Annotated in this window: 27 protein-coding genes; all 27 read left to right on the forward strand. The window is 69.9% G+C overall.

Annotation, left to right across the window (positions count from 1 at the left end):
- Positions 1-62 precede the first annotated feature (62 nt).
- A complete protein-coding gene (locus P3X83_RS41125; RefSeq protein WP_277310861.1) occupies positions 63-722 on the forward strand; it encodes an ATP-binding protein in 660 nt (219 codons plus the stop codon).
- Positions 719-1,432: a 7-cyano-7-deazaguanine synthase QueC gene (gene queC / locus P3X83_RS41130; RefSeq protein WP_277310862.1), complete on the forward strand. Its 714-nt coding sequence runs from the start codon at positions 719-721 to the stop codon at positions 1,430-1,432. Before P3X83_RS41125 ends, queC begins: the two co-directional genes overlap by 4 nt.
- Complete coding sequence (locus P3X83_RS41135) at positions 1,423-1,788, forward strand: 6-carboxytetrahydropterin synthase (protein WP_277310863.1); 366 nt, start codon at positions 1,423-1,425, stop codon at positions 1,786-1,788. Before queC ends, P3X83_RS41135 begins: the two co-directional genes overlap by 10 nt.
- Complete coding sequence (locus tag P3X83_RS41140; protein WP_277310864.1) at positions 1,785-2,468, forward strand: 7-carboxy-7-deazaguanine synthase QueE; 684 nt, start codon at positions 1,785-1,787, stop codon at positions 2,466-2,468. Before P3X83_RS41135 ends, P3X83_RS41140 begins: the two co-directional genes overlap by 4 nt.
- 220 nt (positions 2,469-2,688) lie before the next feature.
- Positions 2,689-3,387 carry a reverse transcriptase domain-containing protein gene (locus P3X83_RS41145; RefSeq protein ID WP_277310865.1) on the forward strand — a complete coding sequence of 233 codons (699 nt, stop codon included), beginning with the start codon at positions 2,689-2,691 and terminating at the stop codon, positions 3,385-3,387.
- Between the two features lie 17 nt (positions 3,388-3,404).
- On the forward strand, positions 3,405-3,932 hold the full coding sequence (locus tag P3X83_RS41150) for an SUMF1/EgtB/PvdO family nonheme iron enzyme (RefSeq protein ID WP_277310866.1): 528 nt from the start codon (positions 3,405-3,407) through the stop codon (positions 3,930-3,932).
- Positions 3,929-4,357, forward strand: a complete 429-nt coding sequence (locus tag P3X83_RS41155; protein WP_277310867.1) for a DUF6884 domain-containing protein — start codon at positions 3,929-3,931, stop codon at positions 4,355-4,357. Before P3X83_RS41150 ends, P3X83_RS41155 begins: the two co-directional genes overlap by 4 nt.
- Positions 4,354-5,352: a glycosyltransferase gene (locus P3X83_RS41160; protein ID WP_277310868.1), complete on the forward strand. Its 999-nt coding sequence runs from the start codon at positions 4,354-4,356 to the stop codon at positions 5,350-5,352. Before P3X83_RS41155 ends, P3X83_RS41160 begins: the two co-directional genes overlap by 4 nt.
- Positions 5,349-6,299, forward strand: a complete 951-nt coding sequence (locus P3X83_RS41165; RefSeq protein ID WP_277310869.1) for a radical SAM protein — start codon at positions 5,349-5,351, stop codon at positions 6,297-6,299. Before P3X83_RS41160 ends, P3X83_RS41165 begins: the two co-directional genes overlap by 4 nt.
- Positions 6,299-6,835 carry a phosphoribosyltransferase gene (locus P3X83_RS41170; protein ID WP_277310870.1) on the forward strand — a complete coding sequence of 179 codons (537 nt, stop codon included), beginning with the start codon at positions 6,299-6,301 and terminating at the stop codon, positions 6,833-6,835. Before P3X83_RS41165 ends, P3X83_RS41170 begins: the two co-directional genes overlap by 1 nt.
- Positions 6,829-7,872, forward strand: a complete 1,044-nt coding sequence (locus tag P3X83_RS41175) for a glycosyltransferase family 4 protein (protein ID WP_277310871.1) — start codon at positions 6,829-6,831, stop codon at positions 7,870-7,872. Before P3X83_RS41170 ends, P3X83_RS41175 begins: the two co-directional genes overlap by 7 nt.
- The gene (locus P3X83_RS41180) at positions 7,872-8,711 is read left to right on the forward strand and encodes a 5'-3' exonuclease H3TH domain-containing protein (RefSeq protein ID WP_277310872.1); all 840 of its coding nucleotides are present in this window, start codon (positions 7,872-7,874) and stop codon (positions 8,709-8,711) included. The genes P3X83_RS41175 and P3X83_RS41180 overlap by 1 nt, the downstream gene beginning before the upstream one ends.
- Positions 8,705-9,319: a PIG-L family deacetylase gene (locus P3X83_RS41185; protein WP_277310873.1), complete on the forward strand. Its 615-nt coding sequence runs from the start codon at positions 8,705-8,707 to the stop codon at positions 9,317-9,319. Before P3X83_RS41180 ends, P3X83_RS41185 begins: the two co-directional genes overlap by 7 nt.
- Positions 9,320-9,337: 18 nt before the next feature.
- The gene (locus P3X83_RS41190; protein WP_277310874.1) at positions 9,338-10,393 is read left to right on the forward strand and encodes an aminotransferase class I/II-fold pyridoxal phosphate-dependent enzyme; all 1,056 of its coding nucleotides are present in this window, start codon (positions 9,338-9,340) and stop codon (positions 10,391-10,393) included.
- Positions 10,390-11,418: a Gfo/Idh/MocA family oxidoreductase gene (locus P3X83_RS41195; RefSeq protein ID WP_277310875.1), complete on the forward strand. Its 1,029-nt coding sequence runs from the start codon at positions 10,390-10,392 to the stop codon at positions 11,416-11,418. The genes P3X83_RS41190 and P3X83_RS41195 overlap by 4 nt, the downstream gene beginning before the upstream one ends.
- A gap of 281 nt (positions 11,419-11,699) precedes the next feature.
- A complete protein-coding gene (locus P3X83_RS41200; protein ID WP_277310876.1) occupies positions 11,700-12,089 on the forward strand; it encodes a hypothetical protein in 390 nt (129 codons plus the stop codon).
- Positions 12,071-12,880 (forward strand): hypothetical protein, encoded by an 810-nt coding sequence (locus P3X83_RS41205; RefSeq protein ID WP_277310877.1) that lies wholly within the window; start codon positions 12,071-12,073, stop codon positions 12,878-12,880. Before P3X83_RS41200 ends, P3X83_RS41205 begins: the two co-directional genes overlap by 19 nt.
- 3 nt (positions 12,881-12,883) lie before the next feature.
- Complete coding sequence (locus P3X83_RS41210) at positions 12,884-13,519, forward strand: SAF domain-containing protein (protein ID WP_277310878.1); 636 nt, start codon at positions 12,884-12,886, stop codon at positions 13,517-13,519.
- Positions 13,520-13,525: 6 nt separating this feature from the next.
- Positions 13,526-14,269 carry a hypothetical protein gene (locus P3X83_RS41215; protein WP_277310879.1) on the forward strand — a complete coding sequence of 248 codons (744 nt, stop codon included), beginning with the start codon at positions 13,526-13,528 and terminating at the stop codon, positions 14,267-14,269.
- A complete protein-coding gene (locus P3X83_RS41220) occupies positions 14,266-15,567 on the forward strand; it encodes a CpaF/VirB11 family protein (RefSeq protein ID WP_277310880.1) in 1,302 nt (433 codons plus the stop codon). The genes P3X83_RS41215 and P3X83_RS41220 overlap by 4 nt, the downstream gene beginning before the upstream one ends.
- Complete coding sequence (locus tag P3X83_RS41225; protein WP_277310881.1) at positions 15,564-16,400, forward strand: type II secretion system F family protein; 837 nt, start codon at positions 15,564-15,566, stop codon at positions 16,398-16,400. Before P3X83_RS41220 ends, P3X83_RS41225 begins: the two co-directional genes overlap by 4 nt.
- Positions 16,397-17,266, forward strand: a complete 870-nt coding sequence (locus tag P3X83_RS41230) for a type II secretion system F family protein (RefSeq protein WP_277310882.1) — start codon at positions 16,397-16,399, stop codon at positions 17,264-17,266. Before P3X83_RS41225 ends, P3X83_RS41230 begins: the two co-directional genes overlap by 4 nt.
- Before the next feature lie 17 nt (positions 17,267-17,283).
- Positions 17,284-17,478, forward strand: a complete 195-nt coding sequence (locus P3X83_RS41235) for a hypothetical protein (protein ID WP_277310883.1) — start codon at positions 17,284-17,286, stop codon at positions 17,476-17,478.
- Positions 17,475-17,849, forward strand: coding sequence for a TadE/TadG family type IV pilus assembly protein (locus tag P3X83_RS41240; protein ID WP_277310884.1), 375 nt, complete (start codon positions 17,475-17,477; stop codon positions 17,847-17,849). The genes P3X83_RS41235 and P3X83_RS41240 overlap by 4 nt, the downstream gene beginning before the upstream one ends.
- Positions 17,846-18,271: a TadE/TadG family type IV pilus assembly protein gene (locus P3X83_RS41245; protein ID WP_277310885.1), complete on the forward strand. Its 426-nt coding sequence runs from the start codon at positions 17,846-17,848 to the stop codon at positions 18,269-18,271. The genes P3X83_RS41240 and P3X83_RS41245 overlap by 4 nt, the downstream gene beginning before the upstream one ends.
- A gap of 2 nt (positions 18,272-18,273) precedes the next feature.
- Positions 18,274-18,735 carry a pilus assembly protein TadG-related protein gene (locus tag P3X83_RS41250; protein WP_277310886.1) on the forward strand — a complete coding sequence of 154 codons (462 nt, stop codon included), beginning with the start codon at positions 18,274-18,276 and terminating at the stop codon, positions 18,733-18,735.
- Positions 18,735-19,784 carry a LysM peptidoglycan-binding domain-containing protein gene (locus tag P3X83_RS41255; RefSeq protein WP_277310887.1) on the forward strand — a complete coding sequence of 350 codons (1,050 nt, stop codon included), beginning with the start codon at positions 18,735-18,737 and terminating at the stop codon, positions 19,782-19,784. Before P3X83_RS41250 ends, P3X83_RS41255 begins: the two co-directional genes overlap by 1 nt.
- Positions 19,785-19,827: the final 43 nt, after the last annotated feature.

The following is a 19,827-nucleotide window of genomic DNA, read 5'->3' on the forward strand; positions in this document are numbered from 1 at the left end:
ACCTTCACGACCTGATCGATACGTTCATGACCTTCACGCCGCACGGCCATTAACTCATCGTCGTGTTCCTGGTGCAGTTAGTGACGAAGCCGCGACCGCCGCGTGACCGGTCGCAGGAAATCCGGAGGCATGCCGTGGAACCTTCCATCCGGCCGCAAGACCCTCACGTACTCGCACAGCCGCTGCAGCCCGGCGCTGCCGCGCATCAGGCCCGATCGATCGTCCGCCAGGCGCTGCGGGACGCGGGAACCGCGATCACGGACATCGACGACGCGGAACTCGCGGTCGCCGAGCTTGCGGCGAACGCCGAGATGCACGGACGCCCGCCGTACGAGCTGCGGATCATCACCGTGGATGGCGCGCCGGCCTGGTGCGAAGTCGTTGACGGTGACCGGGATCTGAGCGCACTCTCCAAGATTCTCAACGACGCGGACGCCTGCGACCCGCTTGCCACCTGGTTCCAGGAGAGCGGGCGGGGACTTCTCCTGGTCCAGCAGCTCTCAGGCGGCCGATGCCGTGCCTATCCCACGACGACCGCCGACACAGGCGTACCCGGCAAGGCGGTCGGCTTCGCTCTGCCACAACCGGCCTCGGGCGCTTCGGAATTAAAGGAGCCCATCGGCACGCGGGTAGTGCCTGTCTTCGCCACCGTGCTGGCTGCCTGCCGAATGGGCCTTCGTGGCCGCTTCACGCTCCCACCTCTCAGGGAGAAGGTGCGATGATCACCGTTGAACGTCAGGCCGACCATGCCATCGTGGTGGCCTCCGGTGGCCTTGACTCCACCACCCTCGCCTACTGGCTGAGGTCCACCGGCGCGGGCCGGCTCACCTTGCTGGGCATCGACTACGCGCAGCGGCACCGCGTCGAGCTCGCCCGGCTCCCTGCCCTTGCACGGGCGCTCGACGCGACCCACGTGCGGCTCGACCTGCGAGACCTGGGGCTGCTCTTGGCGGGCTCCGCCCTCACCGATCACCAGGTGACGGTTCCCGCCGGGCACTACACCGACGACTCCATGCGCGCCACGGTGGTCCCCAATCGCAACGCCCTGCTGCTGGACATCGCGGTGGCACTGGCCGTCTCCAGCAGGGCCGACACCGTGGCCTTCGGCGCACACGCGGGCGACCACCCGATCTACCCCGACTGCCGGCCGCCCTTCCTCATCTCCTATCGGCGGATGACCGCCCTGGCCAACGAGGGACTCACGGTGCACGGCTTCCAGGTCGTCGCGCCGTTCATGGAAATGACCAAGGCCGAGATCGTACGGCTCGGCGCCGACCTCGACGTCCCCTTCGCCGACACCTGGTCCTGCTACCAGGGCGGGCCCCGACACTGCGGCCGTTGCGGCACCTGCACCGAGCGCAAGGAGGCGTTCAGGCTGGCGCGGGTGCCCGACCCCACGGACTACGAGAGCCCGGGGACGCCATGTATGTGATCGCCAAACGATTCGACTTCAGCGCGAGTCACCGGCTCGACCTGCTGCCCGAGGGACACCCGTGCCGCAGGGACCATGGACACAACTACGTGGTGGAGATCCACCTGGCCGCCGCGCGTCTCGACCACCACGGCTTCGTCACGGACTTCGGCGAGCTCGCCGCCGTGCGGAACCACCTGATGGACACCTACGACCACCGCTGTCTCAACGACGTCCTGGACCAGCCGACCTGTGAACGGCTGGCGAAGCAGATCTACGAGTGGTGTGCGGGCCACCTGCCGGTCGCCCGTCTGCTGCACGCCGTCCGTGTCTCTGAGACCCCGTCCACCTGGGCCGAGTACCGAGGTGAGCCATGAGCCTCCTCATCAGCGAGATCTTCGGCCCGACCTACCAGGGTGAGGGCCCATCGGCAGGGCAGCTCGCCGCATTCCTCCGGCTGAGCCGCTGCAACCTGACCTGCACCTGGTGCGACACCCCCGAGACGTGGGACACCAGCCGGTATGACCTGACCGCCATCACCCGCCGGATGACCGACGCGCAGGTGGTGCACGAGGTGCTCGCGATCCCCGCGCCGCTGGTCGTCATCACCGGCGGGGAACCGATGTTGCAGATGGACCGGCTGGTCTGGCTCGCCGACATGTTCCGCGCCAACCGCCGCCGGGTCGAGATCGAGACCAACGGCACCATTGTCCCGTCCAACGGACTGCTCAACGCGGTGAGGCAGTGGAACGTCTCGCCCAAGCTCGCGAACTCCGGCTTGCCGTACCGCAAGCGGATCAACTCCGAGGCGCTCCGCCGGTTCAACAGCTCGGGGCGAGCCGCCTTCAAGTTCGTCGTCGAGCACCCGGCCGAGTTGGAGGAGGTCGCGAAGCTTGAGACCGAGTACCGTCTCGCACCGATCTGGGTGATGCCTCAGGCGACCACCTCGGTAGGGGTCCTGGCGCGGATGCGAGAGATCGCAGACGAGACCCTCGCCCGCCGCTGGAATCTAAGCTCTCGCCTGCACATCCTGCTGGAGGGCACCGATGTCCGCTGAAGCCGGACCTGAGCGGGGCCGTCGTTCCGAGCTTCCCGGGCCGCGTGTGCTGGGTTGCAGGCCCTCGTTCGGAGGGGAAGCCGGGATCGTTCCTGCCGCTCAGGCGAACACCAGCGTACTCCCGCAGGGCCATTCTCTGATGCCTCTTCTCGGCGAAGTGCATCTCGCCCGGGCACTTCGGCAGTGTGGCCGTCGCTGTTCGTCCCCAGGTGCGGACGGCATGACCTGGGCCGCGTACCGCATGGCCGCTTCTGTGCGGATCCCCCGGCTCGCGGTCGCGCTGCGGGAAGGGAGTTGGCGACCGGATCCCCTGCGGGACAACCCGTTCCCCACCTACACGGGCAAGCAACTGGTGTCCGTCATTCCCATCGTTGAGGACCGCCTGGTGCACCGGGCGATGCGCAACGCGGTCGAACCCATCCTGGAAGCGCGGGTGTTCGCGCCGTGGGTGTCCGGCTATCGGCCGGGCCGCAATCGGCTGACCGCCCTACGCCAGGCCATGGCCTACATCGACGCCGGGCTGAGCTGGGTGGCCGACGTGGACGTCGCCCGCGTGTCGGACGGCTCGAACGCCGTCGAGGTCACCGGCTGGCTCGCCGAGTACGTCTACGACGGCACGTTTCTGAACCGGTTCCGCACCGCGCTGTCCGGCCTGCCGTCCCCGCTGATCCCCGGCACCGGCCTCGCTCCCCTGCTGATCAACCTGCGGCTGTCACCGGCGGACCGGCTGCTGTCCGACCTCCGCGTCGTGCGCTTCGTGGACAACTACTGCGCCTTCGCCGCGAGCCGCCGTGAGGCGGAGAAGGCGATGCGGCGCATCCAGCGCTCCCTCAAGACGGTCGGCTTGGCCGCCAATGCGAGCAAGAGCCGGATCAGGTCCACGGCCTGCGTCGAAGACCTGTTCCTGATCGCCGGCTGACGAAAGGAGGTAATGGCATGGCACTCACCTGGATCTTCGTTCCCGGCGGGACGTGCGAGTACGGCGACGAAGGCCGTCCGGTATCGGTTCGCCATCTCCGCTGGACGGCGACCGCCATCACGACCGATGACGACCGCCCGCTGACAGGAGTGAGCCACGGCGAGGCCACGGACATCGCCGCACGGCTCGGCGGCAGGCTCCCGACGTCGGCCGAGTGGGAGTGGATGGCCGCCGGCCCCGAACGCAGGCCCTACCCATGGGGAGACCAGCCTTGGCAGCCGGACCTGGCCAACCTGCGTGGTTCGCTGGTGGGCAACCCCGAACCTGTCGGCGCCCATCCGAAGGGGGCGACTCCGCTCGGCCTGCTCGACGTCGCGGGCAACGTGTGGGAGTGGACGTCCACGACCACGCTGGGCAAAGGCGCGATCATTCGCGGCGGCTCGTTCGCGTCCCTCCCCCTCTACGCGCGATGCACGTTCCTCAACGCCGCTCCCGTGGAGCTGGCCTCCCCCGGCATCGGCTTCCGGGTGGTGCGCGAGCTGTGAACCTGGTCATCGCCGGATGCTCCCGCCGCAAGCGGGCCACCGCCGTCCCCGTTCCCGCCCTCGAACTCTACGAGGGCGGCTGCGTCCCGCAGCTTCGCCAGCGCCTCGGCCATCTGCCTGAGCTGCGCCGATGGCTGCGCATCCTGTCGGCCGAACACGGCCTGATCGACGCCGACCGGCCGCTGCTGCCCTACGACCGGGTGCTGACCTTGGAGCGGGCTCGCGAGCTGCGTTCCAGCGCCGGGTTCGTCCTGGCGCAGGAGTTCGATCGGTACGGCAGGCCGCGCGAGGCTCTCCTGATCGCCGAACCGCTCTATCAGGGCATCGTGCTCGATCACCTGACGGGAGTCCGGCTGCACCTCATCGGCGACCTGTATGACCGGGCGGCCGTGTCCACCGTCCTGGACTCGTGGGGGTGGCCGTGACCGAGTCGCTGCAGGCCCTGCTCAGACGCCGGGACAACGACCACCGGGGGATCACCGGGCGGTTCGAGGTGGAGAACAGCCACCCCTGGCACACGGCGGGAGCGCTTCCCACCAGGCCGAACGTCTCTGTGGTGATCCCGGCCCACAACGTCGAGTACTGCCTGCCCGCCGTCCTCGACGCGCTGTCCGCCCAGACCACTGCCGCAGAGGTCGTCGTGGTGGACGACGCCAGTACGGACGGCACGGCCGAGATCGCCCGGAGGCACACTGCCGTCGACCAACTGATCCGCCTTCCCGGGCACCTCGGTTCCGCCGCCGCACGCAATGTCGGGGCCGTCGCGGCCTCGGGGAGCACGATCGTGTTCCTGGACGCAGACATGGTCCTCCCGCCCCACGTGATCGCGGACCTCGCGGCCCGCGCCCACGAGGGCGCCGTGCTGATCGGTTTCCGGCACGGCATCGACCATGGAGCGGAACCGCCCGACACACCTGACGTCCACGCCGATCACCGCGTCCGCTGGCGTCCACCAGTAGGCAGGCCGTTGCTGTACTCCGGCATCGTCCTGGACGAACCGGTCGACGGACGCCCGTTGGATCACACCCATGACCTGCTCGACCTCGGGTTCGGGCGGACGTACTACGACTGGGACCTGCCCAGGATGGTGGTCACCGCCCTACTCGCCGTGCCCCGGCATGCCCTCTTCGAGGTGGGCGGTTTCGCCCCCGAGTTCGGCGCGCTCGGGTGGGGCATGGAGGACACCCATCTCGGCGCGAAGCTGATCGCCGCCGGACTGCTGGTCATCCCGGTACGGCAGGCCGTCGGCTTCCACCTCAACCCGCCCGACGCCGCCGCCCTCTGGCAGGCCAAGCTCGCCTCCTGGCCGGCCACCCTCCGCCATTACCGCTCTCTCCTTGCCGCTCCACCACCGCGGCGCTCTGCCCTGTTCGCCGCAGAAACGCTCCGTCTTCTCTCCCGATGTGAGGTGAACAGGTGATCCGAACATTCGGCGTGGCCGCGCGGGACGGGATCGCATTCGTCCACGATCCGGCGACCGGCCTCACCCATCGCGCCCCGCACGGCCTGCCGTCCGGCCGTCTGGAACTGGACGCGGCCGACGTGGACGGCTGGCCCGCCGTCCATCCCTCCACCTGCGGCGGAACCGCGCCGGTCAGCGTCTGCTGGTCGCCGATCGTGCGCTGCAACCTGCGCTGCCCGCACTGCCTGGACGACAAGTCCGTCACCGAGGTGGGCGCCGCCGACCGGCGCCGGATCGCCCACGTCATCGGGCATGCGGGCATCCTCGGGGTGGACATCTCCGGTGGCGAGCCGCTTCTTCTCCACGATCTCGCCGAGCTGGCCGACGAACTGACGGCGGCCGGGTGCGTGGTCAGCGTGACCACCAACGGCTGGCACCTCAAACGCCGGGCCGTCCAGCTCACCGGGCACGTGGACGCCATCAAGGTCAGCCTGGACGGTCCCAGCAGCCTGCTGCACGACGCCTGGCGCGGGAGAGGGTCGTTCAACCGAGCCGTTGACGGCGTGCGGGAGGCCGTCGCCGCCGGACTGCACGTGCGGCTCCAGACCGTGCTCATGGCCTCCAGCCGCGCCTTCGCCCAGGACATGGTGACGCTCGCGCACCGTCTCGGCACGGGCGGCGTCACCTTCCTGCAGATGCTCCCGATCGGCGAAGCCACTCGCCTCCCTGACGGAGACCAGGAGATGCTCGGAGACGACGAGGCCCACGCCCTCGTCGAGCAGCTCGACGTACCGCCGGGGCTGACCGTACGGCTCCGCACCCGCCAAGGGGCGGGCGGGTTCACCGTCATCCGGGCCGACGGGCGGGTGTGGCGCAACGACCACCCGGCCGAGCGCATCTCCGCCCTGCGCGCGCTGCGCACTCCGGCGGACCTCGCCTTGACCGGATCGGACGGATCCGCCTGATGAGGATCTTCGAACACCGCCGCCTGTGGCACATGGCCGCAGACCAGTACTGGGCCGCCACCCGCCTGCTGGCCGCCGAAGCGGCAGAACGCCTGGGAGAGGTGCGAACGGTCGTCGGCATCGCGGAGGGCGGGCGTGCCCCGGCGTACGCGATCGGCGCGGAGACGGGAGCGTCCGTGCACATCGTCAAGGCCCGCCACAATGCCTCCGACGAGATCGGCCTGCCCGCCACCGGAAAGGTGACCTACGACCTGGGGGCGGTACCGAACCCCTTGCGCGGGCCGGTGCTCGTGGTGGACGACATCTGCGGCAGCGGTTCGACGCTCATCGCCGTCGTGTCCGCGCTTCAGCCGCTGACCGTTCCCGACGCCATGATCTGTACGGCGACGCTATGTCGCAACGCGGGGGCACCACCCGGTTTGCCCGACCTCTACATGTGGGAGGTCGCCGACTGGGTGGTCTTCCCCTGGGAACGAGTTCCGCCTGGACGACAGGCCAGCCCGTTGCCCGCTCACCCAGGGATGTCCCTGTGGTGATCGCCTTCGTCCTCGTCTCCTACAAGCCGGACACGCCCGCCGGAATCGAGCGCGCCACCGCTGCCCTCGCCGCGGGCCTGCGGCAGCGCGGTCACGAAACGCCCATCATCAGCGGCATCGGAGACCTCGATCTGAATGTGTCCTTCCCTGCCGACGACGCCACCCTGCGGCATGCCTTGGACTCCGGGCTACGCGAGCAGATCGCGAATATCCTTGTGCAGCGGAAGGCGGACATCGTCGTCTACACCGACGCGCTGTGGGGTGCCGGACGCGCGATGGCCGTACATCCCGCCCGCAAGGTCCTCGCCGTCCACGTCATCGGCCCCGATCAGGATCTCCGGCCGGCGCTCGCCTCGGCGGAAGCCGTCATCGCCCCCTCGGCCACCGTGCTCCACCAGGCCGCCGAACGCGGCCATGCCACCGAGCAATGGCACATCGTGCCGAACGCCCTGCTGCACGACGAGAGCGCCTGGCTCGACGATGCCCGCCGCGAGCGGCTCCGCCGCCGAGGACCCATCCGGGTGCTGAGCCGCCCGGCGCCGGAGAAGGGCGTGGAGGCCCTGCTCTCCTCCGCGCCGCCAACAGAGCGACCCGTGCAGGTCATCCTGGCGAGGGCGCCCTTCGAGGACCAGAACGGTGGGCAGGCCGAGATCGTACGCCGCTGCCTCGCCCTCCGAACTCCGGGGGTGACGGTACGAACCTGCGGCCTCGCCTGGCGGCATGTGCCCGGCTGGCTGTCCAACGCGGCCGTGGTCATCGTGCCCTCACACGCCGAGACCTTCGGGCTCGTCGCGCTGGAGGCGATGAGTGTCGGCACCCCCGTCGTCGCCTACGACGTGGGCAACCTCCCCGAGCTGATCGGCACCGGCGGCGTCATCGTCAAGCGCGGTGAAGGCCCGGACGGTCTGTGGCGAGCCGCCGCGGCCATCACCGAGGACCCGGTAACCTACCTGCGTACGTCACGGGCTGCGTACTACCGGTCACGGGACTTCCGGCCCACCACAATCGCTGACACGTTCCTGAAGGCGGTCTGGTGATGGAAGTCCCGCTGCTCCTTGTCGATGGCCACAACCTGCTCTTCCGGGCGACCTTCGGGTTCCCCGCCCCGATCCACTCCCGCGACAAGACCCGCGACCTCACCGGAGTCTTCGGCTTCTTCGCCCTGCTCCGGGTCGCGATCCGCGATGAACTGCCCGACCCTCCCGAAGTGATCGTGGTGTTCGACGGCGAGCACGGCTCAGCCGCCCGCCGGGAGGCCGACGCCACCTACAAGGCCAACCGCGTCGCCGACGAGACCACGCTAAAGCCCATCCTGGCGTTGCCGGACGTCAAACGTGGGCTGGACGCCTACGGCATCCCGTGGATGGAGATCGACGACTGCGAAGCCGACGACACCATCGCCACCCTCACCCACCTCACCCCCGGCCGCGAACGGCTGATCATGTCCGGCGACCGCGACTTCTACCAACTCCTCACCGACGACGTGCAAGTCCTCAACACCGCCATGCACCCAGGCAAACGTCACATCGGCCCCGCGCAGGTAATCGAGCGCTACGGCGTCACCCCAGGCCAGTGGCCGTGCTTCCGAGCGCTGTGCGGCGACCCATCCGACAACATCCCCGGCGTCCAGGGCATCGGACAGGTCACCGCCGCCCGCCTCCTGTCCGACGGACTCACCCTGGAAGACCTCCCCCGCTCCGGCCGCCTGACCGGAGCCAAAGGACAACGAATCCTCCACACCTTCGACCAGGTCCTGGCCTGGCGGGAACTGATCCGCACCCGCACCGACGTAGCCGTGCCGTACCGGCCCAGCGGCGGTGCCGCACCTGCCCTTCCCACCCCCGCCGAGATCCTCGACAAGCTCGGCCTGTGGTGAAACCACCGTCGATGCTGACCGTCATGGGACACCCCGACGACGCCGAACTATGGGCCGGAGGCACCCTCGCCCGGCACGCCGAAGCCGGAGCCAAGGTCACCATCGCCGTCCCCTCCCACGACCCCGTCCGCGACGCCGAGGCCGCGGCCGGCGCCTCCGTCCTGGGCGCCTCGCTCCGCCTCCTGCCTGAGCTGACCACGTCGACCATCGCCGGACTCCTCGCCGAGCTGTCACCGGACGTCGTCATCACCCACGGCCCCCGCGACGTTCACCCCGACCACCGGCGGGCCTGCCGCGCCGTCCTGGACGCGCTCCCCATGCCGGTGATCACCACCGGCCACCCGCAGCGGGTCTACACCTGCGACTCCTACAACGGCCTGTCCCTGGACGGCCCGAACGCGCCGCACACGATCATCGACATCACCACCACGTTCACCACCAAGATGCGCGCCCTCACCGCCCACCGCTCCCAGCCCATCGACGAGCACTTCGGCCCGATGGCGGAGACCCTGGCCCGCCTGCACGGCGGCCGCATCGGCACCGCCTACGGCGAGGCGTTCACGCCCGTCCCCGTACTCGGCCGCCTGCCCGCCTCCGACTTCCTGTGACCCCACCGGAGGGCCACCATGGCGCTCTATCAGTACAGCCTTCTCACAGCCGACGCCCAGGTCAGCCTTGCCCGCCAGGTGATCGCCACAGGCCGACTCGGGTCCATCGGCGGCATGCGTGTCCCCCAGTTCGAAGCCGCGGTCGCCGCCCGCATCGGTCGCGCTCATGCAACGGCAATGGCCAGCGCCACGGCTGCACTCGAAGTGACGCTGAGGGCGCTCAATGTTGGCCCTGGCTGCGAGGTGGTGATCCCCGCGCTCGGCTGGATATCGCTCGGCGCAGCGGTCACCGCCACCGGCGCCTCGGTGAGGGTCGCATCGACACGGGAGCATCTCACCCCATCCTTCGAGGACGTCGCCCACCTGCTGACAGCCGACACAAGGGCCGTTGTCATCGCTCACCTACGCGGCTGGACGGCCCCGGACATCGCGCGTATCGCAGCCGAGCTGCGCCGGCGCGGCATCCCACTGATCGAAGACTGTGCCCAGGCGTGGGGCGCGCCTGGAGCCGGTTCGTACGGCACCGCCGCCTTCTTCTCCACCCAGACCTACAAGGTCGTCGCGACGGGAGAAGGCGGCCTCGCACTCTGCGACGACCCCGAACTGGCGTCACGTATCCGCGCGCTCGCCGGGGACACACGGGTGCGGACGCCCACTCCACTCTGGCGTGGCAACGCCCGGATGCCAGAGATCTCGGCCGCCCTCGCGCTCCCCCAGCTCGACCAACTCGATGATCTGGTGCAGGAGTTGCGCTCGCTGCAACGACCAGCCGCCGAACTGCTCAGCACGATCGGCACGGTTCTTCCCGGCGACCTCGATGCCGGTAACGGCACCCACGTTGGCGTGTGGCTGGATACACCGGCAGCCGCCGAAGCGTTCTCGTCACGGCTCGCGGATCTCCACTGCTGGCGACCTACCGTGGGTGACCTGCACACCTGCGCGGCCTGGCCTGTTGATACGCAGGCAGGCGGCTGGGACCGCTACCTTGACATCCAGATTCCATACACCGATCGCCACGCACGCCGAGCGTTCCTGGATTGCCTGCGTCGAGCGATCAAAGGTGTGCAGGCATGAGGCGGCGAGTTCGCTGCGCCATCGCCGGATGCGGGATGGTCGCCGAGGAGTACGCCCAGACATTGCGCTCCAGCCGCGCCATCAATCTCGTGACCTGCGCTGACATCGACGTCGCTCGCGCCCGGGCATTCGCTCGGCGGTACTCCATCCCGCGCGTGGTCTCTCCCGGCCAGCTCGACGCCGACGTGGTGATCGTGCTTACTCCTCCGGAACACCACGCCGACGTCGCGCGCTCGGCGATCGAAGCCGGCATGAGCGTGTATCTGGAAAAGCCGCTGGCACGCACCGCCTCCGAAGCCGAATCGCTGCTCGCCCTGGCCGACCGGCGCGGTGTGCTCATCGGAGCGGCACCGGACACCTTCCTCGCTCCGCCGATCCAGGCCGCAGCCGAAGCGATCACCGCCGGACTCATCGGCGAGCCCATCGCCGCCACGGCAGCACTCCTTTCACCGGGTCCGGAACGCTGGCACCCACGGCCAGAGCCCATCTATGACCTGGGCCCGCTTCTCGACATGGGGCCGTACTATCTGACCGCCCTGATTCACCTGCTCGGCCCTATCGCCACCGTCCACGGCGCCATCTGTGGAAGCCGCCCCCGGCGCACCCGCCCTTCCGGCGCGGAGTTCACGACGACGACCGCAACGCACGTCGAAGCCTTGCTGGAAACCGCCGCCGGTGTCTCCATCACCCTGACCACGAGTTTCGACACCCAGGCGACCACCCGCCCGCACCTGGAAATCTACGGGACGGACGGCACGCTGGTCCTTCCCGACCCGAACTTCCATGAAGGCACCGTCCGGATCCGCCGCCAAGGTGAGAACGACTGGTCCGCCCTCACGCCGAAGATGCCCGGGTTCGAGGTGGTCGGCCGCGGCATGGGCGTTCTGGATCTCATCAACGGCCCGCGCCGGGCCTCGGGCGAAACGGCTCTGCACCTCCTCCACGTGATCGAAGCCGTTCAGCGGACGTCGGTTTCGAACTCGGGCTCGGCCGTACCGGCCATCTGGCGCGCGGGGCAGCGTTGATAAATCGCTGGTAATGATTGAACCGCCACACCGTTGAGCGCGCGAGAGGTGCCACTACCCTCAACTTCGTTGACTCTAGGTAGCGAACCGATCCCTCTACGCAAAGGTGCTGGACAGTGCGGGTCACTCCCCCATTCCCCAAACGCGTCCTCCCCTTGGTCGCGATCCTCACGGTCACGGCCAGCGCCGTCGCTGCCTGTCAGTCCGGCGGTACGACTCCCGAAGCGATCCGAACACCGGCACTGCCCTCGCCGACGCCCACCGGGGACAAGGACGCCGTCGTGGCCGCCTACCGTGAGCTGTATCTGGCCGGCCCACGTGCTGAGCATGCAAGGCCCGAAGAACGCAGAGCGGTCCTCAAGCACGTGGCGACCCGGCCTCTCCTGGACACGATGCTGGAGGGCATCGCCGCCCTTCGCGCCAGCGGCCGAGTGACCTGGGGAAATCCCACGCTGCACACCTTCGACGTGAAGGTCCAGGGCGACCGGGCCACCCTGCACGACTGCCAAGACGCCCGAAAAGCAGGCCAGGCCGACGCCCGATCCGGCAAACGGCTCACCCACGGCATGCCCGGCACCCACATGGTCGCCGCTCTCATCAAGGAGGCCGACGGCGTGTGGCGCGTCGCCAAGGTCGACCAGTTGGAGAAGCCGTGTTCACCGGAGGCATGACCCGGCTCCTCGTCGCCGGGCTCGCGTTCCTTCCAGCGGGGAACGACGACGGCGACGGCGTTGGCGTATCGGCCCAGTCCTTCAACTACCTCGTCTGGGCTCGTAAGAATCAGCTTCCGAGGTCGTCGACCCCAGCCGCGAAGGCGACCCGCCCGCAGCGCGCCTGTGTCTATAAGGACTGGCTCACAAGCGAGCCACAGAGCACGGAGCCGACCGGGAGCAAGTACTACCAGATCGAGTGCTCCGACGGCTCCCAGGACATCGCCTGGAACGGCACCGGAGACCTCATCTGGATCAGGCCGAATGCCGAGCCTCCCGCATCCCCCGAGAAGCTCGCACGCCGTGCATACAAGCTGATCCCGATCACACCCCCATCGGTGTTGACGGCTCCGCCACGCGGGCGAGACGGGGTGGTCGGTCTGCCGCACTGGTTCTGGCTGACCGGCGGTCAGTGGGCGGCCAAGTCCAAGCGCGTGCACGCGGGCGGCGTCTGGGCCGAGGCCACCGCCACACCGCAACGGATGACCATCACCACCGGCGACGGACGAACGCTCACCTGCGACGGCCCTGGAATCACCTACACCGACGCCCTCCCCACTGACCGGCAGCGATCCAGTTGCTCACACCGGTATCAGCGTCCTGCGGACACCTACCAGGTCACCGTGTCGGTGACCTGGAGCGGCACCTGGCACGGATCGCGCGGGACGAGTGGAACGCTGCCGCCGATCACCCGGTCGAGCACGTTCCCGGTTCGAGTCGTAGAAGCCCAAGCACTCGTCACGAAGGGATAGCCCATGCTCCAGCGGCTCGCGCCGGCGAAGGAACCGGGCCTGGCCGGGGCCGTCCGCCCGCTGCCGAACAGGCGCAACCCGATGCTGCTCGCGGCGAGCGTCGGGCTGACCGCGCTGGGCGCGTTGATCGCGTGGCAGTTGTACGGCGTCGCCGGCCATCGGACGCCGGTGCTCGTGATGGCCCGTGACGTTCCGATCGGACAGGAGCTGCAAGCGCAAGACCTTCGACCGGTGGCGCTCGGCCTGGACGCGGCGGTTCAGGCGCTGGACGCGTCCGGCAAGAGCACAGTCATCGGCAGGCGCGCCGCCGTGGATCTGAAGGCGGGCAGCCTGCTCTCCCCCGCCCACGTGACCGACGCACTCGTTCCGGCACCCGGCCAGGTCATCGTGCCGGTCGCGCTCAAGCCCAGCCAACTGCCCGCCAGAGGGATACAGTCCGGCGACCAGGTCATGGCCACTGCCGTCCCGGCCGGAAGTGCGCCCGCCGATCATCCGGCCCGGGTCGATCGCGTCGGTCAGCCGGACGCCGACGGACTTGTCGTGGTCGATCTGGTCGTCCCGGCCACCGACGGTACGGCACTGGCCCGCCAAGCCGCCGAAGGCAAGATCGCGATCGTGCTGCAGTCACGGGCCGGGTGAAGCAACGTGCTGATCGTGGTGTGCTCTGGCGGGCACAGCCCCGGCGCGACCACGGCCGGGCTGGCTCTCACGCTCGCCTGGCCGCGTGACGTGCTGCTCGCCGAATGCGATCCGGCCGGCGGCAGCCTGCTGTCCGGATATCTGGTGGGGCAGCCACAGGATCGCGGCCTGGGAGAGTGGGCGGTGCGGTTGCGGCGTGGCGGTGACTCCGCGGCCACGCTCGCCGAGCAGGTGGTGGAGCTGGCCGGGCCTGTGGCACGCCGGATCCTGCCGGGTCTCGCCGAGCCCGCCCAGGCAGCTTCGGTCCAGCCGCTGTGGTCGCGCATCGCCGAGACCTTCGCGACCGCGTCCGGCGACGTGATCGCCGACATCGGACGGGTCGGCGGCTCGGACACACCGAACCCGCTCCTGGCCGACGCGGATGAAGTGCTGCTGGTCGCCCAGCCGACCCTGCGGCACCTGTCCGCGCTCGCCGCCCGGCTCACCGAGATCTCGACGCTGCGCGGTTCCGCTGCGCCCGCACGGGTTCTCCTCATCGGGCCCGGGCCGTACAGCAGCCGGGAAGTAACGCGGGCGCTCGGTGTGGAGGTGGCCGACCAGTTCCCGCGTGACCCTCGGGCGACGGCGATCCTTACCCACGGGGTCGGCAACGAGCGCTACCTGCCGCGTTCCCCGCTGCTGCGAGCCGCGCGCACCCTGGCGAACGGCCTATGCCAGCGGGCCGTACGGGAGGGGGTGGCGGCCTCGTGAGCTTCGATGCGCAGCAGGCGGTGCGCGAGGTACTGCCGCGCGTCACCGAGGCGCTCGACGAGGCCGAGGGCGTCGGCGATGAGGCGATCCGGGAGTACGCCAAGGCCGCCATCACCGACCTGGTCCGCGAGTACGCCGACGGGCGGGCGCTGGCAGGCAAGCACACGCCCACCCTGCTTGAGGAACGCGTACTCACCGAGGCCGTCTACAACGAGATCTTCGCGCTGGGGCGCCTGCAGCCGTTCGTCGATGACGCCGAGGTGGAGAACATCGACGTCAACGGCTGTGACCAGGTGTGGATCACCTACCGCGACGGGCGCAAGGAGCTCGGTCCGCCGATCGCCGACAGTGACGAGGAACTGGTCGGCAACGTTCGCCGCTGGGCCGCCTACCAGGGCCAGACCGCGCGGGACTTCTCGATCGCCCGGCCGCGTCTGCACCTGTCGGTCGGGCATCGGACGCGGATCGCGGCGCTGATGGGCGTCACCCCGCGTCCGTCCCTGTCGATCCGCCGACACGGCATGCTCCACTCCGACCTGGACGACCTGATGGCCGCCGGCACCCTGGACAAGGGACTGCGCGCGTTCCTCGCCGCCGCCGTACGCGCCCACAAGGACATCGTGATCACCGGTGGGATGGGCGACGGCAAGACCACCTTCGCCCGGGCACTGGCCGCCGAGATCGACCCGGACGAGCGGATCGCCACCGTGGAGAAGGAGTACGAACTCTTCCTGCACCGCCAGCCCGACCGGCACCGGGACGTGCTCGCGCTGGAGGCCCGCGAGAGCAACACCGAGGGGCTGGGCGCGATCACGATGCACCACCTCATCGAGGACGCCCTCCGATTCAACGTCCGCCGCATCATCGTCGGCGAGGTACGCGGCGACGAGCTGGTGCCGATGCTGGAGGCGATGAACACGGGCGGGTCCGGCTCCATCTGCACCATGCACGCCGACTCGGCCGACCAGGTCTTCGCCCGGATGCTGATCCTCGCCGGATCCGGTGGCCTCGCCATCGCCCCGGACACCCTCTTCCGCACGATCGGGATGGCCGTGGACTTTGTGATCCACCTGCGGCACGAGCTCCGCCACGACATCGACGGGCCGGTCAACCGCCGCTTCGTCGCCGAGGTCCACGAGGTGCTGCCGCCGGGCGACGGCCGGGAACCGGCGGTCAACCGCGTCTACGTGCCAGGTCCGGACGGCCGGGCCGTACCGAACACGATGCCGCAGTGCATGCCGGAACTGGCCGATGCCGGGTTCGACCCGGGGCTGTTCACCCACTGGGGATATGCGTGAACGGCCTGCTGGCCGCGCTGGCCGGAGCGGCGCTGGTCGCCGGTCCGCTGCTGGCCGTGGCCGCGGCCCGCCGGGTTCCGGTACGGCTGCCGCGTCCGCCTCGATGGCGACCGCCCCGGATGACCCTGGCTCCCACGATGACCGCATTGACCGTGTTCGTGGTGACGTGGTGGGCGACGAGCTGGCCGGTCGCCGCCGCCGGAGCCGCGGCGGGTGCGGTGGCGTTGCCGCGCATGCTGAGTAACCGCGACACCATGCGGCGGATCGAACGCCTGGAGGCGCTCGAAGGCTGGACCCGTCACCTCGCCGACGTCCTCGGCGGCAGCGCCGGCATCGAAGAGGCGCTGCGCTCCGGCGCCGACAACCCGCCCGCGCCGATCGCCGCCGAAGTGCGGGCGCTGGCCCGTCGATTGGCCTTCCGTACGCCGACCGAGCAGGCATTGCGGGCGTTCGCCGATGACCTGGACGATCCGACCGGGGACATGATCGCCGCCGCTCTCATCCTGGCCTGCCGGGCCCGCGGCAAGGGGCTGCGCGAGGTGCTGCAGGGCCTGGCCCGCACGGTGGCCAAGGACGTCGCGGCGCGGCGGGAGATCGACGGCGAACGCGCCACGCACCGCACCACCGCCCGGTGGGTCGTCGGCGCGCTGCTCGGCTACACCGGCTTCGCCCTGCTCAACACGACCTATGTCGCTCCGCTGGGGACGGCGGGCGGGCAGATGGTGCTCGCCGCCGTGATCGCCCTGTACGCCGGGGCCTTCACCTGGCTGTACCGCCTGGCCAGACCTCCGAAAGGGCTTCGATTCCTCAACTCGGCAGGAGAACGCACATGAGCGGGCTCGTGCTGGCCTCCGGTGCGCTCGTCGGCCTCGGCGGGTCCTTGGCCGTCATCGCGCTCTTCCCCGCCCCACCCGCGCTCGGTCCCGCGATGGAACGACTCCGACCCGGCGGGGGCCGTACCGAACCAGACCGGGACTGGCGATCCCGCCTGGCCCGGAAACTGTCCGGCACCGTGCTCGGGGCGCGAGCCCCGCGTGCGGACCTGGCCCTGCTCGGTAAGACGGCCGACGCCTACCTCACTCAGAAGGGCCTGGTGATCGGGCTCGGCGTGGCCGCCCCGGTGGTGTTCTGGGCTTGGTGCGCCCTGCTCGGCGTCACCCTGCCCTGGGTCGTCTCCTGGACGGCATGCGCCGCCTTCGCCGTCGCGGTGTTCTTCGCCCCGGACATCGCGATCCGCAGCCAGGCCGCCGAAGCGCGCACGGCGTTCCGGCAGGCCATCATCGCCTACCTGGACCTGGTCGCACTCGCCCGCGCGGCCGGAGCCGGACCCGCCGACTCGCTGGAGTCCGCGGCGAAGGTCGGCCAGGGATGGACGTTCCAGCGACTGGCCCTCGCCCTGGACCCGGCGCGCCGGACCACGGGCGGCGCGTGGGACGAGCTCACCCGCCTGTCTGAGGAGATCCGAGTCCCCGAACTCGCCGACCTGGCCGCGATCGCCCAGCTCGCCGGAACCCGGGGCGCGGGCATCCTCGACACCCTCATGGCCAAGGCCCAGTCCTTGCGCGAGGCCGACCTGTCGGCCGCCGTGTCCACGGCCCGATCACGTACCGAGACCATGACCGTTCCGATGGCACTGTCGGTCATCGGCTTCCTGCTGCTGCTCGGCTACCCCGCCTTCGCGCGGATGACCGGCGGCTGACCTTCCGGAGGAATCCAATGATGATCTACAGATGCGTCCTCGCGGTGGCCGCGCGGGTGGACGACCTTCGAGCCGCCGTCGGCCGGCGTTCGGAGCACGGTGGTTCGACGGTGGAATGGGTGGTCATCGCCGCCGTCGTCTTCCTGCTGGCCGTGGCCGTGGGATCGAAGATCACCACGGTCGTCAACGAGCATCTCGCCAAGATCAAATGAGTCGTGGTGAGCAAGGATCGGCGACCCTGGAGACCGCGCTGGTCTATCCGGTGGTCCTCCTGCTGGTCCTGCTCGCGGTCAACGCCGCGCTGTGGTTCCACGCCAGGAACATCGCCCTTTCCGCCGCTCAGGAAGGACTGCGGTCGGCGCGCGTCCATGGGGCCGCCCTGTCAGCCGGGCAGGTCGCGGCCGAGCGGTTCATCCAGCAGACCGCGGGCTCGTTCCTCACCTCCGCCCAGGTCCGCGTCCAACGCCGGGCGAACACCGTCGAAGTGGCCATCAGCGGCGAGGCGATCAGCCTGGTCCCGGTGCTTTCCCTCGGCGTGCACCAGGTCGCCCGGGCCCCGGTGGAGAGGTGGACATCCGAATGACCACTGAGCCGGAGCGCGGGTCGATGGCGCTGGAAGCGGCGATCATCGCCCCCGCGCTGGCCGCCCTGCTACTGATGATCATCGGCCTTGGGCGGATCACCCTTGCAAACGGCGCGATCGACGCGGCGGCGCGGGACGCCGCCCGGCAGGCGTCCATCGCCCGTGACTCGGCCGGCGCAAGGTCAGCCGCCCTGGCCAGCGCGCACGCGGCGCTGGCGCGTGAAGGGCTGTCGTGCTCGCCATCGGTGACGGTGGACACCGCTGGATTCTCCGCTCCGGTGGGGACTCGCGCTGACGTGGTCGCTCACGTCTCCTGCCAGGTGGACCTTAGCGACATCACGCTGCCGGGAGTCCCCGGGAGCAAGCGGCTGACCAGCAGTTTCACCAGCCCGATCGACCCCTTCCGGGCGCGGAAGGAGTGAAGGTGCAGGAGTTGAGGGCGGAGGAGCCGAGGGTGAGGGAACGCGGTTCCATCACGGCTTTCGCCGTGGTGATCGCCTTGGCGCTGCTGGTCTGTGCCGGTCTCGTCGTGGACGGCGGCGCCAAGATCCAGGCTCACCGCGAGGCCCATGCGACGGCCGAGGAGGCCGCCCGCGCCGGAGCGGGACAGATCGACGTTCGCCGGGCCTACGCCGATGGGCGAGTCGAAGTCGACGGCGCTACGGCGCTCTCCGCCGCGCGCGCCTATCTGTCCTCCGGCGGCCACTCCGGCCGTGTCACTCTGAGCGGCGGCCAGGCCGTCCAGGTCACCGTGACCGTGTCCCGGCCCACCAGGCTGCTCTCGCTGATCGGCATCGCCAGCGTGACGACCACCGCGAGCGCCACGGCGCGCATGTTCCACGGCATCGAGCGCATCGAGCAAGGCATCGACCAAGGACGGCCCTGATGTACCGGCTGCGTCACCCCATCCTCAGCAAGCTCGTGGCAGCGGCGGTGCTGGTGGCGTTGCTGACCGGCATGCCCGCTGTCCTGCTGGCCTTCTTCTGGCCTGTGGAGCTGCCCACCCTCGATGACCTCGCCACCCCCGGGGAACCACTGGTCAGAACGCTCCTGATCGTGGTGGTGTGGACCTGCTGGGCGCTGTTCGCCTGGTCGGTGCTGGTGGAACTGGTGGGCACGATCCGTGACCGGCCCAGCCGGGTCCGGCTGCCGTTCCAGCGGCTCGCCGCCTATCTGATCACCGCGCTCACCGTGGCCGCCACGGCACCCGTCGCCGCGCCTCGCGGCATGGTCCCGGTCGCAGCGGTGGCCGTCAGCCCTGCGGAACTGCCCACACGCTCGGCGGCGGTCGATGAGCCACGCGACGCCGAGACGGGAAAGCCGTACCTGACGTACGTGGTCCAGCCCCGGGACACGCTGTGGACGATCGCCGACAAACAACTCGGCGACGCGATGCGCTACCCGGAGATCGCCGCACTGAATCAGGGTCGCGTGATGGGCGACGGCCAGACGTTCACCACAGGCGACTGGCTACGGCCCGGCTGGACCCTGCGCCTGCCCGCCGACTCCGCCGCCGCCAAGAAGCAGTCACGCGCACCCGGCCGCACGCACACCGTCGCACGTGGGGAAACCCTGTGGGACATCGCCGAACGCCACCTTGGCGACGGCCACCGCTACCAGGAGATCTTCCACCTGAACAAGGGCCGGACGCAGGCCGGTGGCATGCGACTGACCGATCCCGGCGAGCTGGAACCCGGCTGGCGGCTGATTCTTCCCGAACGCGACTCCCGGAAGGCCGAACCGCTTCGCCACCGAGCCGCTCCGCAGTCTCCAGTGGCTGATCCCGCACCAGGCGAACCGCTCCACCGTGAGCCTCACTCCGCGATCAAGCTGCCTCAGGTCCGCCCCGCAGTCCACGAGATCGTCTCGCCTGGTCCCATCCCCGGCCCCACACCGCACGCCCCTAGGAGCTGTTTGAGGTTCGGATCTAGGTGAGGTCCGGTGGCGGGCCGGCCGTGGCTGGTAGAACCTCGGATGT

The organism is Spongiactinospora sp. TRM90649, assembly GCF_029382225.1.
GTDB lineage: Bacteria > Actinomycetota > Actinomycetes > Streptosporangiales > Streptosporangiaceae > Spongiactinospora.